The sequence below is a fragment of the Sphingomonas sp. Ant H11 genome (genome assembly GCF_000797515.1).
Taxonomy (GTDB): domain Bacteria; phylum Pseudomonadota; class Alphaproteobacteria; order Sphingomonadales; family Sphingomonadaceae; genus Sphingomonas.
This window is the reverse complement of the sequence record NZ_JSBN01000098.1, coordinates 165-13,014: the sequence shown is the minus strand read 5'-3', so window position 1 is coordinate 13,014 and position 12,850 is coordinate 165. Positions and strand designations below refer to the sequence as shown.

Below are 12,850 nucleotides of genomic sequence, written 5' to 3'. Positions count from 1 at the left end.
AATGCGCTGGCGCTCGGTCACTCCGGCGAAGCGACGTCGGCGATCAGGCCGGGAAGGACGCCATCGGCGTTGGGCTGGGTGTCTTTGACGCCGTCGAGTCGTTGGACGGTGAGCCGGAACAGGAGCCGCATCAGGCCCCCTTGGCGCCCGTAATCGGCAAGGACGAGGCGCCCACCCGGTTTCAGCGCGTGGTACATCGCCACCAAGCCGCTTCGCTTGCCGGCAAGCGGGACCTGGTGGAACACGAGGCTGGATGTGACCGCATCGGCATCTTGCGGGGGAAGCGTGTCGGCGAAGCCTTGGCGCCAGTCGATCTCGACGCCCGCGCGGCTTGCCTTGTTGCGCGCGATGTCCAGCGCCTGTGCATCGGGATCGATTGCGATGACCTCCACTTCGGGGTGCTGCTTCTTGAGCAGAATCGCAAAGCTGCCGGTTCCGCATCCGACATCGGCGATCGTCTCGCCCGCGCAGGGCGCGAGCAAGTCGAGCATGGCGCCACGCCAGCGCAGCTCGCGCGTCCAGATACGGATCGCGCGGTCATAGTCTTCGGTGTCGCCCGTCCCGAGCGGAGGTGTGAACGTCGGCGGGTCTTGTGCGCCTGCGCTTGCGTCGCGTTCGGGCATCTTCGTCTTTCCTTCCGGTACCGCGTTCACATTGCGGACATGGGTGGTTCGAGCGTTCCCAGCCACGCGACCAGCGCCAGCACGGCGACCGCGCAACCGGTTTCGATGGCCAGGCTGCGCCGGAGCGCGCGGAGCGCCGCTCTATGGTCGGCCGACGGGAGCGACCGTTCGAATTGCGGGACCAATCTGAAACGATTGGTCGCTGCGAGCGCCGCCATCGCACCGAACAGGAGCAGCTTGGCAATGAGCAACTGGCCGTACAGGCTCGACGGCAGCTTGAGGATGTTGGCAGGCCCGATCAGCAGCCAGCTATTGACCAGCCCCGAGAGGATGATCGCCGCGACTGTGAGCGTGCCGACCAGCGAGAATCCGGCCAGCGCGCGGTGCGACAGGATGAGGTGGTCGCGATCGACCAGATCTTGCCGCCGGAACACCAGTAGTAACAGCGCGAGTAGCGCGCCGACCCAGATGCCGGCCGCAAGCAGATGGCCGATATCCGCAGTCAGATGGACCCAGCCCACAGCACCTTCGTCCATGGCGCCGTGGCCGCCCCAGGCTAGACTGGCCAGTGCGATCGCTCCGGCCCCCGCCACGAGCGACAAGGCGGGTGCCGGCCGGCGGCGGAGCGCGAGAACGGCGACGAACGCGAGCAGGAGCATGGCCATGCGCACGATCCAGGCCGCGCCGACGCTGGTCGCGCCGACGATCAACTCGACCGACGCGAGATCGACCGACGCGAGCGAGACGCCCGCCATCCCGGCGGCGAGCATGAGCAGGCCGCCAAGCGACAAGAGCGTTCCCAGGACAGTGCTGACCCAAAGCCATGGACCCAGGGCGATCGCGCCGTCGAAGCGCCGTTCGTCGCCGCGCAGTGCATAGAGTGCGAACGCGGCGATGCCGAAGAGCGCCATCAGGTCGAGATACAGCCCGAGTCTGAGGATCACCGCGCTCGCGTCGAACATTTACTTGACCTTGAAGCTGTAGCTGCCCTCGACGCGGTGTGTGTCGGTCGACACGACATGATAGCTGAGCGTGTAGCTGCCGGCCGGCAGCGCCTTGGGAAGCGTAACGACGAGCGTCTTGCCGTCGGCGCCGAGCGCTGCCGTGGCCGGCATCTTCATCGGCGCGTTCATCTTCATGCCGGGCATTTCGGTCATGACGAGGTCCGCGCCCGAAAATTGGGCAACGAGTCCTTCGGAAAAGACCAGTTGGAGGCGCGCAGTCGGCGCGGCCACCGCATTGGGCGCGGGCGTGGCGGATACGAGCTTGGGGTGAGCATAGGCGGCGACGGGCGCGACAAGCAGCGCCGCGGCGACGATAGGTGCAAAACGCATGAGCAATTCTCCGAGGCCGGCAAGGCGCCGGCAATCAGGAATACGCATCTTTCGCGCGCAACCCTCATCGACAGCCCCACGAAATCTCCGGCCCTGCGGCTGCTTTTTTGAGGGATTGCGCCGCCTCGCGCGTAAGAGCGAGAAAGGGGCGAGCGGAGAAGACCATGGAACAGGATTTGGATGCAGCCCTGCGGCGGCTTTCGGCCATGCCGGCACATCCGGGACTCGCGTCGATCGAAGGCGCGGTGCTGGAGCGGCTGCACGAACGCGTGGCGGCCACGCCGCTTCAGGGCATCGGCATGGGCGCGGCTGTCGCCCTTGCCGCCCTGATGCTGGGCGTTGCCACCGGCAGCCCCGGGGCGTCGGCAGCGCCGAATACTCTATCGCCGTTCGGACCATCGAGCCCGCTCGCCCCCTCGACGCTGCTGATGGCGAGCCGGTGAAGCCGCTGCGCTGGACGATCGTGATCGCGCTGGCGGCGTTCCTCGCCGCATCGCCGGGGGTGTATCTGGGCCGCACGCTGATCCCGGCACCTCGGGGTGAGGGTACCGAGCTTCATGAGGTGCTCCACCATCAGCTCAAGCTCGACGCAGGCCAGGAAGCCCGGCTCGACGCCCTCGAGCAGCGCTTCGCGCTCCGGCGCCGCGCGCTCGAACTCGAGCTACGCGCTGCCAATGCACGGCTCGCCGGCGCGATCCAGGCCGAGCATGGCAATGGCCCGCAGGTTGCCGCTGCGGTGGACGCGTCGCACATGGCGATGGGCGAACTTCAGAAGGAGACGCTCGCGCATATCTTTGCGATGCGGCAGATTCTCCGCCCCGATCAGGCGGCCAAATTCGATCAGGCGGTGGTGAAGGCGCTGACCGTCGACGCACGGTGACGCTCGATCTCACCAGTTTGAGCGACGGCGAACTGGCTGCGCTCAGTATCGCCGGACGCGACACCGCCTTTGCCGAGATCATGCGCCGCTATCGCGAGCCCGTCTATCGCATCATCGCCGGCAATATTGGCGATGCCGACGAGGCGCTCGACCTCGTCCAGGAAAGCTTCGTCTCCGCGCATCGGGCGCTCGCGCGCTACGACACCGACCGGCCGATGCGACGCTGGCTCGCCACCATCGCGCTCAACAAATGCCGCGACTGGCGGCGGCGGCGCGCAGTGCGGCGCCTGTTCGCCTTCGCGCTTCCGCTGGAGGAGAGCGCCAGCCGCGTCGCCGACGACCGCAGTCTGCCCGATGCCGAAGTCGCCGGCCGCCAGGAAATGGCGCGGGTCGCGCGCGAGATCGCCGACTTGCCCGCCGCGTTGCGTGAGCCCCTAGTGCTGCGCACGCTCCAGGATATGAGCCAGGCCGAGACCGCCGCGACGCTTTCGATCAGCGAGAAAGCCGTCGAAACCCGCGTGCGCCGGGCACGGGCCAGGCTCACCGAGCGCCTCAAGGATCAATGAATCCCCGCTCTTGACCCTGACACGGTGTCAAACCCCATCTGACTTTTTTGAAAACGACGCGAGGGCTGGCTGCTTGCGCTGCGTAGTGCCTTTCGAACGTGCTGTCGCAGATCCGAAAACCGGGAATGACCATGAGCGAACCGATGAACCGCCGTCAGCTATTGCGCGGCGCGACGCTGACGGGAGGCGGCCTTGCGCTCGCGGCCTGGATGCCCGCTTGGGCGCAAAGCGTGTCGCCGGGGCTCACCGCGCCGCTGCCGATGGTCTCGGGCGAGGACATCACGCTCAAGATCGCGCGCCAGACGATGATGATCGACGGGCGCGCATCCAAGGCGATCGGCATCAACGGCACCGTACCGGCGCCGCTTATCCGCTTGCGCGAAGGCCAGAACGTCCGGCTCCACGTCGTCAACGATCTCGACGAGGACAGCTCGATCCACTGGCACGGGCTGCTCGTGCCCACCCAGTTCGACGGCGTCCCCGGCTTGTCTTTTCCCGGCATCAAGCCGCGCTCCACCTTCACCTATGAATTCCCGATCCGCCAGTCGGGCACCTATTGGTATCACAGCCATTCGGGGCTCCAGGAGCAGCTCGGCCATTACGGGCCGATCGTTATCGATCCCACCGGGACCGACCCGATCGCGTCAGACCGCGAGCATGTCATCGTGCTTTCGGATCACAGCCCAATCTCCCCGGAGGCCATCTTTCGCCGCATGAAGGTCGATCCCGGCAACCTCAATTTCCAGAAGCAGACGCTTGCCGGCCTGCTCGCCGGCCGAGACCAGACGCTCAAGGACCGGATGGACTGGGGCCGCATGCGAATGGACCCCACCGACATCTCCGATACGACCGGCGCCGCCTACACCTATCTCGTCAATGGCCACGGCCCGCGAGACAATTGGACCGCGCTTTTCACGCCCGGCCAGCGCGTGCGGCTGCGCTTCATCAATGCGTCTTCGATGACCACGTTCAACGTCCGCATTCCGGGACTCAAGCTCAGCATCATCCAGGCCGACGGGCAGAATGTGATGCCGGTCGAGGTCGACGAGTTCCAGATCGGCGTCGCCGAAACCTATGATGCCATCGTGATCCCACCTGATGATCGCGCCTATGCTTTGGTCGGCGAGGCGGTCGATCGCTCAGGGATGGCGCGGGGTACGCTGGCGCCGCGTGCCGGCATGGCGGCCGAGGTGCCACCTTTACGCAAGCGGCCGCTGGCGACGATGAAGGATATGGGGATGGACATGTCGAGCATGCCCGGAATGGAGGGCATGAACATGTCCGGGGGGGATGACGCCGCCGCGTGGCATCGACCCTTCAGCCGAGCAGAACCCCTCGGCGAAGCTCGCGACGCCCGGCGCCACGGCAATGCCGGCTGCGCCATCTTCGATGCCCGGCATGGCGTCGAGCGACATGGCCGGGATGGACCATTCCAAGACGGGCGGCATGGACATGGGATCGATGGGGACCATGGACATGGGGTCCATGAAGATGCGCGATTTCGCAAACGCGCCCCAGGTGAAGAAGGGCCCGGGCGTGCAGACGATCGCGCCGATGCCTATCGACCGGACCGGGGAGCCTGGCCAGGGGCTCGAGGATGTCGGCCACAAGGTACTCGTCTACAAGGATCTGATGGCGCTGACCCGCAATCCCGACGTCCGCGCGCCGGGGCGTAGCCTCGACATTCACCTGACCGGTAACATGGAGCGGTTCATGTGGTCGTTCGACGGGGTGAAGATGTCGGATCACATGGAGCCGATCCCCTTCATCGAGGGCGAGCGCGTCCGGATCAACCTTATCAACGACAGCATGATGGCGCACCCGATCCATATCCACGGCCATTTCTTCGAGCTGGTCACCGGGCATGGCGATCATGCCCCCCGCAAGCATACCGTCATCGTCCAGCCGGGCGGCAAGGTGACCTGGGATTTCACGGCGGACGCGGTCGGCGATTGGGCGTTCCACTGCCACCTCCTTTATCACATGCACGCGGGCATGATGCGCACCGTCAGCGTGCGCCCGCGCGGAGACGCGGCATGAACCGGCTGCTCGCCGCGTTCGCAGCCACCACCGCGCTTGCGCTCGGCATGCCCGCATCGGCACAGGACATGCCGGGCATGCCTGGCATGAAGATGCCCGCGCCGGCCAAAAAGGCTGCGGCTGCCAGGCCGGCCGCTAAAAAGCCGGTCGAGAAGAAGGCCGCCAAAAAGGCCACGCGCAGACCCGCACCGCGCCGCGCGCCGGCCCCCGCCGCGGATGCTATGCGAAGCATGGCCATGCCGGCGGCCAAACCGGATTCGACAACCTCCATGTCCGCAATGCCGGGCATGGGGGACAAGCCCGCCGCTGGGGCCAAGGCCACGCCGCCGGAAGGTCCGCAGTCGATGCCCGGGATGGACATGTCGAGCGATCACCGCGCTCACGACATGTCGTCCATGCCGGGAATGACGACGCCCGGCATGGTCCAGACCGGAACCGGGCTCCCCGCCGGCGACGCGCCAGCACCCCCGCCGCCGATGGATCATTACGCCGATCGCTTTTTTCCGGCGTCTGACATGAGCCGATCGCGCGCCGCGATGATGCGCGAGCAGGGCGGCCAGACGCTCTATCAGGTGATGTTCAACCTCGCCGAGGTTCAGGCGCGTGCCGGCCGTGACGGCTATCGCTGGGACGGCGAAGCTTGGGTCGGCGGCGATATAAACCGGCTATGGTTGAAGTCCGAGGGCGAAGGCGCGTTCCGCGAAAGCGTTGAGAGCGCCGAGGTTCAAGCGCTCTACAGCCGCGCGATCGGACCCTATTTCAACGTACAAGCGGGCGTGCGTCACGACTTTCAGCCCAGCCCGACACGGACCTATGCGACGGTCGGGTTCGAAGGTCTCGCGCCCTATATGTTCGAGGTCGAAGGTGCGCTGTTTCTCAGCAACAAGGGCGAGGTGCTCGGGCGGCTCGAAGGCTATTACGACCAGCGCCTCACGCAGCGGCTGATCCTGCAGCCGCGCGTCGAATTCAATCTGTCGGCGCAGGACGTGCCCGAAATCAGGCTCGGCTCCGGTCTCACCGATGCCGAGCTGGGTTTGCGCCTGCGCTATGAGGTCAGCCGACAGTTCGCGCCCTATGTCGGCGTTTCTTATCAAGCGAAGACAGGCCGTACCGCCGACTTCGCGCGCGCCGACGGCAAGGATCCGACAACCACGAGCTTCGTCGCCGGCGTGCGGTTCTGGTTCTGAATCCGCATTCCGGTGCCCGGGCGAATTGAGGAACAAGGGGATGGACAGAGAGAAGATGCGGCATCACTTACCGAGCCTCTCCTTTACAGGCGCGTCGATCGCGCTGCTGCTGCTCGCCACCGCTGCATTCGTCTATTTCGGTATCTACAACATCGCAGCCGACGCGCCCCACACACCGGCGGTCTATTCGCTTCTCGAAAGCCTGCGCGATCGCTCGATTGCGGTTCATGCCCACGGCATCACGCCGCCGGCCGACTTGAACGCACCGCAGCGCATCGCCGCGGGCGCGGGCCTCTATGCCGAGATGTGTTCGAGTTGCCATCTCGGCCCCGGCGTTGAGCGATCGGAACTGAGCCAGGGTCTCTATCCGCAAGCCCCCGAACTGGCCAAGCCGCAGGACCTGAGCGCAGGCGAGCAATTCTGGATCATCAAGCACGGGGTCAAGCTGAGCGCCATGCCGGCCTGGGGCAAAACCCATCCCGATCCGTTGATCTGGGACATGGTCGCGTTCGTGCGCCGCCTGCCGGGCATGTCGCCCGAGGAATATAAGCGCCTCGTCGCCAGCGCGCCCGAGGACCATGACGAGATGATGAAGGATATGCCCGGCATGAAATGAGCACCGCGACAGGGGTGGGCGAACCCGAACGGAGAAAGAGCGATGAAGAAGAACGCCTATGCCAGTCTCGCGCTGCAAACGATCGTCAGCGGGATCATCATGTACTTGGTGATGTTCGTGATGATCGACAATCTTGGCAGCTTCTACAACAATCTCAATATGTTATACATGACGCTGATGATGGTCGCGCCGATGGTGGTGCTGATGATCCTCGCGATGAAGCACATGTTTCCTTCCAAAGCCGTCAATGCCGCGCTGCTGACCGCATCGGCCGTGATTTTTCTCGGCTGCTTCGCGCTGATCCGCACACAGGCCACGATCGGCGACCGCGCATTCCTACGCTCAATGATTCCGCACCATTCGGGCGCGGTGCTGATGTGTACCAAAGCACCAGTCAAGGATCCCGAGGTCGTCGCGCTTTGCGGACAGATCATCAAGTCGCAGCGCGAAGAGATCAATCAGATGAAGCGCATTCTCGCACGGATGTGAGGCAGAGACCTGCGCCGATCGCGTGACGCTTCGGCAATCAGTCTTGATTTGGCGGCCGGCAGATCCACAGGGCTTCGGTGCCCAAACGTGCGACTTGAACCAGTTCAGACCATATCCTCTCTGGGGGGATAGGATAAAGCCTGTTGATCTGCTAGCGGCTCGGCATGACATCCCTCACCGATCTTCTTCAGCAAAGCACCGCGCACGCCTGGCTGTTCATTCCCACCGCCATTCTGCTTGGCGCTTTGCACGGGCTAGAGCCGGGGCATTCCAAGACCATGATGGCGGCGTTCATCATCGCCGTCCGGGGTACGGTGCGCCAGGCCGTCCTTCTCGGCCTTGCCGCGACAGCATCCCACACAGCGGTGGTCTGGATCGTCGCGCTAGGCGGCATGTGGCTGTTCGGCAATCTCAACGCCGAGACGACAGAGCCCTATTTCCAGCTCGCCTCCGGTGTCATGATCATCGCCATCGCGGGCTGGATGTTATGGCGGACACGCCGCGAACAATTAGCGGCCGAGCATCACCACGATCATGGGCATCATCATAACCATGACGGGCATCACCATGATCATAGCCATGCCCATGGCGATCTTGATCAGAATTTGGGCGGGCACGGGCTCGAAGTCTCGACCGGAGGCTATGCCGATGCCCACGAGCTTGCCCATGCCGACGATATCCGGCGCAGGTTCGCCGACAGCAACGTCACTACAGGGCAGATCATCGTGTTCGGCCTTACCGGCGGACTCATCCCTTGCCCTGGTGCGATCACCGTCCTGCTGCTCTGCCTACAATTGAAAAGACTGACCCTGGGCGCCGTGCTGGTGCTGTGTTTCAGCATCGGACTTGCGATCACCATGGTGGTGTCGGGCGTTATTGCTGCGATCAGCGTGCGGCAGGTCTCGAAGCGCTGGTCGGGTTTTGGCGAGCTTGTGCGCAAAGCGCCCTTCTTGTCAGGCGGTGTGATCCTGCTGGTCGGGCTCTACGTTGCCGTTCATGGTTGGATGGCGTTGCCGCGCTGAAGGAGGTTCCCATGAGTCATGCCGCCAACCCCGATCTCCTCAACCGGCTCAAGCGCGCGCAAGGGCATTTGGCCAAGATCATCGAGATGGTCGCCGAAGGGCGAGACGGCCTTCAGATCGCCCAGCAGATGCAGGCGGTGATCGCGGCGATCGACAAGACCAAGACCTTGTTGGTGACCGATCATATCGAGCATCATCTCGAAGATGTCATCGGTCCGCTACCGCAAGCGATGCGGGGTGAACTGGCGAAGCTGGGAGAACTCGCCAAATATTTGTGACGGCTTGCGCCTTGTCACGAGCGCGCAGTTGACGCGGACGCGGTTAGGGCACCTACCCACTATCTTCACGCGACCCATCCCGTCCGATCGATGCCCAATAAGGTGCGCGTCCTCGTGCCTTCAACCCGTGAACGGGTTCCCCTCAGTTCCTCGGTGAAGGCCTCGCTCGGCACCCTCCTCTGGGCATCGGCGGGAATGGCCCCGCGCAAGAACCGGAGAAGGACCATGACGAGTAACGCGCCCCCTTACAGTGTCGACGATATTGCAGTCTGGCCGGACGGCTGGTGGGCGAGCCTCGGCGCGGTCTGGAACGGCCACTACGGCAATCGGTCGAACGACTATGAGATCGTGCGCGAGGATGATTTCGCGAGGCTGAAGGAACTCGGTCTCGCTGAGGATTTCGACATCCCGTGAGAGGGAGAGGCGTGCCGGGAACGGGTGAGCCTGGCGGTTAGAGAGAGCGTCCGGCGGGCTCGGCTCTTTCCCGCTCTCCCGGAGACCCTCCCAGTGCCTCACATCCTATCCGACGCGGCGCAAGGCGCCGCGTCAGCCCCCGGCCGCGGCGGGCTTCGCCGCGCGGGCCGCCGCAATCTTGGCCACCGCGCGGTATCTCCTTCCGATGCTGGAAGCCGGCCGTCCGGTCGAGACCGCAGCGCTGCGCGAGGCGATGACGGCCTCCTTCGGTGGCACAGACGCCGAAGGGATCTGGGACTGGAAAACCGCCTATGATGTCTGCGAGGCGGCAGAAATCCTGTTCCTGCGCCGATATGGGGCCGCGATCATCTCGCGTGCAGCACCGAGTGCGCTCGCGATGATCGAACGCATTGCCGCGCTCTTTCCCACCCACACCCGCCGATCCGAATCCGCGCAGGCCTTGCAACAATTCTCGACGCCCCCCGGGCTTGCATTTGTTGCCGCGACGGCTGCCTCGGCGCACAGCGGCGATCGCGTGCTGGAGCCGTCTGCCGGCACCGGCATGCTGGCCGTCCATGCCGCGCTGTCAGGCGCAGACCTCGCGCTCAACGAGCTGGCCGAAGTGCGTGCGGTGCTACTCAGCCTTCTATTTCCCGAGATCGCGGTCAGCCGCCACGACGCTGCTACGATCGACGATCGGCTTCCTGAGACCGTCCGTCCAACTGTCGTCTTGATGAACCCGCCATTCTCGGCGGTCGCCCATGTCGACCAGAAGATAAAAGACGCGGCGCTGCGCCACATCGCCTCAGCGCTGGCACGGCTCGAGCTCGGTGGCCGGCTGGTCGCGATCACCGGCGCGAACTGCTCGCCAGATGTCCCCGCGTGGCGCGATGCCTTCGTCGCAATACAGGAGACCGGCCGAATCGTTTTCACCGCCGCGATCGCCGGCAATGTCTATGCGAAGCACGGCACCAGCATCGAAAACGCGACTGACGGTCATCGACAAGCTGCCCGCCGACGATCCGGCGATCTTCCCGGCCAGCGCCGGTCTTGCGCCGGACACGGCAACGCTGCTCCGCTGGGTCCAGACCCAGGTGCCGCCGCGTCACCCCACCACGCCCGCTCCGGCGACCGCCTTGCCGATCGCGGCCGGGCGCGCGCCAGCGCGATGGACGGCGATTGCTCGGCCCATCGTCACGCCGGATTCCGCTCTCGATGCCGATGCGCCCGAACTCATTTATGAGACGGCCGACTGGACGCCGCCCACCGGTCGCTCGGCGACAGCATCTACGAGCCTTACACGCTCCAATCGTTGCGCATCCCAGGCGCAAAGCCGCATCCGACACCTCTGGTTCAGTCGGCGGCGATGGCCTCTGTCGCGCCGCCGAAGCCAAGCTATCGTCCCCATCTGCCCACCATCCTCGCGTCGATCGGCATCCTGTCCGACGCACAGCTCGAATCGATCATCTACGCCGGCGAGGCCCATTCGGGATTTCTCTCCGCGCCTGGGGCGTCGATGAGACCTGGGAAGTCGTGAAGGCGGCGGCCGAGGACGACGATAATGCCTTCCGCTTCCGGCGCGGCTGGTTTCTTGGTGACGGCACCGGTGCGGGCAAAGGCCGTCAGGTCGCCGGCATCATCCTCGACAATTGGCTGAAAGGCCGTCGCCGCGCGGTCTGGATGTCCGTCTCGGATCGCCTGCTGGAGGACGCCCAGCGCGACTGGACGGCGCTGGGCCAGGAGCGCCTGTTGGTGACGCCGCTGTCGCGCTATCGGCAGGGCACGCCGATCCGGCTCGACGAAGGCGTGCTGTTCACGACCTACGCAACGCTGCGCTCGCAGGAACGCGGCGGCAAGGCGAGCCGCGTCGAGCAGATCGTCGAATGGCTCGGTCGTGATTTCGACGGCGTGATCGTGTTCGACGAGGCGCACGCCATGGCCAATGCCGCGGGCGGCAAGGGCGCGCGCGGCGACGTCGCGCCTTCGCAGCAGGGACGCGCTGGCCTTCGCCTCCAACAGGCGCTGCCTAATGCCCGCATCGTCTATGTCTCGGCGACCGGCGCCACCGCCGTCCCGAACCTCGCCTATGCCCAACGGCTCGGCCTGTGGGGCGGCGAGGATTTCCCCTTCGCGACGCGCGGCGAATTCGTCGCCGCCATCGAGAATGGCGGGGTCGCCGCGATGGAAGTGCTCGCCCGCGACTTGAAGGCCCTCGGCCTCTATGCCGCGCGTTCGCTGTCGTTCGACGGCGTGGAATATGAGATGCTGGAGCATCGGCTGACCCCCGAGCAGATCCGGATCTATGACGCCTATGCCGGCGCGTTCCAGATCATCCACAACAATCTCGATGCGGCCATGCAGGCGTCGGGCATCACCAGCGCGGCGCATGGCACGCTGAACCGGCAGGCCAAGGCGGCGGCGCGATCAGCGTTCGAGCAGGCCAAGCAGCGCTTCTTCAACCACCTCATCACCGCGATGCAGACGCCCAGCGTCGTTGCGAGCATCGAACGCGATCTCGCCGCCGGACACGCCGCCGTCATCCAGATCGTCTCGACCGGCGAGGCGCTGCAGGAGCGCCGCCTGGCCGAGATCCCGACCGACGAATGGGACGACGTATCCGTGGACATCACGCCGCGCGAATATGTGTAATGTGGAGCTCCACATTACACGGCTTCTTTGCAGTCGCAGTTTATGTCGAGCGTGGCGGCGAGAGACGCAGGTTTCCTTCGGTTTTCCATGATTTCACTCCAGATAATTACGGTTCCCTCGACCTGAACAAGTCGAAGGAACCAACATGCGATCAAGATCATTATTGTCGTTTCGAGCGGCCCGGCTCCGGGTCGAAGACCCGCCCAGTCACGACGCTCTACTCACCGCATTCCTCTCCTCTCTGTCGCTCGACGAGAGGTCAGGCAGTGCGATTCTGTTTGGCGCTGCGGCCCGTCATTTCCTGCATTGGATGGAACTGCATGGGATCGCGATCCGCACGATCGACGATCGGACCGTTCGGCGGTTCGAGAAGCATCGGTGCCGTTGCCACCGGTATTCGGCGCAGCAGCCAGTCTATAAGGCGGACATTGCAGCGCGAGTCAGGCGCTTCGTCCGCTTCCTGGAGGATCAAGGCTACGTCGGTGTCGAGACGGGATCGACGATCTGCCACGGCACCTCGCCGACTATTTCGATGGGATCGATCGCTTGCAACTCGCGCAAGGACCGGCCCAGTCCTATCGATCCGAGGCCGAGCATTTCGCGGCCTGGCTTCGCATTGCGCGACGACAATGGGCCGATATCGATGACACGATCATCGACCAGTACGGCGCGCATGATTGTCGATGTCCGGTCTGGCGCAAGCGAGGCAAGCTTGTTGCCTCGGGCGCGAAGCGGCGGCGGCGAGCGCTCGG

At 64.9% G+C, this 12,850-nt stretch carries 14 protein-coding genes and 2 pseudogenes; 11 read left to right on the top strand and 5 right to left on the bottom strand.

Going from position 1 to position 12,850, the window contains the following annotated elements:
- Positions 1–17 precede the first annotated feature (17 nt).
- From NW75_RS16815 to copC, 3 genes are read right to left on the bottom strand one after another with little or no spacing between them, the layout of a single operon-like run.
- Positions 18–623 carry a class I SAM-dependent methyltransferase gene (locus NW75_RS16815; RefSeq protein ID WP_231565268.1) on the bottom strand — a complete coding sequence of 202 codons (606 nt, stop codon included), beginning with the start codon at positions 621–623 and terminating at the stop codon, positions 18–20.
- A 26-nt stretch (positions 624–649) separates the two neighbouring features.
- Complete coding sequence (gene copD / locus NW75_RS16810) at positions 650–1,585, bottom strand: copper homeostasis membrane protein CopD (protein WP_033966313.1); 936 nt, start codon at positions 1,583–1,585, stop codon at positions 650–652.
- On the bottom strand, positions 1,586–1,957 hold the full coding sequence (gene copC / locus NW75_RS16805; protein ID WP_033966312.1) for a copper homeostasis periplasmic binding protein CopC: 372 nt from the start codon (positions 1,955–1,957) through the stop codon (positions 1,586–1,588).
- A 164-nt stretch (positions 1,958–2,121) separates the two neighbouring features.
- On the opposite strand from copC, the gene NW75_RS16800 reads away from it, so the two are divergent.
- The 11 genes and pseudogenes from NW75_RS16800 to NW75_RS16750 form a co-directional block, all read left to right on the top strand.
- The gene (locus NW75_RS16800) at positions 2,122–2,400 is read left to right on the top strand and encodes a hypothetical protein (protein WP_033966311.1); all 279 of its coding nucleotides are present in this window, start codon (positions 2,122–2,124) and stop codon (positions 2,398–2,400) included.
- Positions 2,397–2,837, top strand: a complete 441-nt coding sequence (locus tag NW75_RS16795) for a periplasmic heavy metal sensor (RefSeq protein ID WP_033966310.1) — start codon at positions 2,397–2,399, stop codon at positions 2,835–2,837. Before NW75_RS16800 ends, NW75_RS16795 begins: the two co-directional genes overlap by 4 nt.
- Entirely contained in the window at positions 2,834–3,403 is a 570-nt protein-coding gene (locus tag NW75_RS16790) for an RNA polymerase sigma factor (protein ID WP_033966309.1), read from the top strand. Before NW75_RS16795 ends, NW75_RS16790 begins: the two co-directional genes overlap by 4 nt.
- A 131-nt stretch (positions 3,404–3,534) precedes the next feature.
- Positions 3,535–5,443 (top strand): annotated as a pseudogene (locus tag NW75_RS23970) (copper resistance system multicopper oxidase).
- Complete coding sequence (locus NW75_RS16780) at positions 5,440–6,630, top strand: copper resistance protein B (RefSeq protein ID WP_033966308.1); 1,191 nt, start codon at positions 5,440–5,442, stop codon at positions 6,628–6,630. The pseudogene NW75_RS23970 and the gene NW75_RS16780 overlap by 4 nt, the downstream one beginning before the upstream one ends.
- A gap of 40 nt (positions 6,631–6,670) precedes the next feature.
- Positions 6,671–7,246 (top strand): c-type cytochrome, encoded by a 576-nt coding sequence (locus tag NW75_RS16775; protein ID WP_033966306.1) that lies wholly within the window; start codon positions 6,671–6,673, stop codon positions 7,244–7,246.
- A gap of 42 nt (positions 7,247–7,288) precedes the next feature.
- The gene (locus NW75_RS16770) at positions 7,289–7,735 is read left to right on the top strand and encodes a DUF305 domain-containing protein (protein WP_033966305.1); all 447 of its coding nucleotides are present in this window, start codon (positions 7,289–7,291) and stop codon (positions 7,733–7,735) included.
- Between the two features lie 164 nt (positions 7,736–7,899).
- Positions 7,900–8,757, top strand: a complete 858-nt coding sequence (locus tag NW75_RS16765; RefSeq protein WP_033966303.1) for a nickel/cobalt efflux transporter — start codon at positions 7,900–7,902, stop codon at positions 8,755–8,757.
- Between the two features lie 11 nt (positions 8,758–8,768).
- Entirely contained in the window at positions 8,769–9,035 is a 267-nt protein-coding gene (locus NW75_RS16760) for a metal-sensing transcriptional repressor (protein WP_033966329.1), read from the top strand.
- A gap of 225 nt (positions 9,036–9,260) precedes the next feature.
- Positions 9,261–9,449: a hypothetical protein gene (locus NW75_RS24625; RefSeq protein WP_137903075.1), complete on the top strand. Its 189-nt coding sequence runs from the start codon at positions 9,261–9,263 to the stop codon at positions 9,447–9,449.
- 102 nt (positions 9,450–9,551) lie between these two features.
- Positions 9,552–12,095: pseudogene (locus NW75_RS16750) on the top strand (strawberry notch-like NTP hydrolase domain-containing protein); the annotation flags it as partial.
- A gap of 262 nt (positions 12,096–12,357) precedes the next feature.
- Here the strand turns inward: NW75_RS16750 and NW75_RS28365 are convergent.
- Both NW75_RS28365 and NW75_RS28360 read right to left on the bottom strand, forming a co-directional pair.
- Positions 12,358–12,570: a hypothetical protein gene (locus tag NW75_RS28365; RefSeq protein WP_197057864.1), complete on the bottom strand. Its 213-nt coding sequence runs from the start codon at positions 12,568–12,570 to the stop codon at positions 12,358–12,360.
- Positions 12,571–12,572: 2 nt separating this feature from the next.
- A complete protein-coding gene (locus NW75_RS28360; protein ID WP_197057862.1) occupies positions 12,573–12,773 on the bottom strand; it encodes a hypothetical protein in 201 nt (66 codons plus the stop codon).
- Between the last annotated feature and the right edge of the window lie 77 nt (positions 12,774–12,850).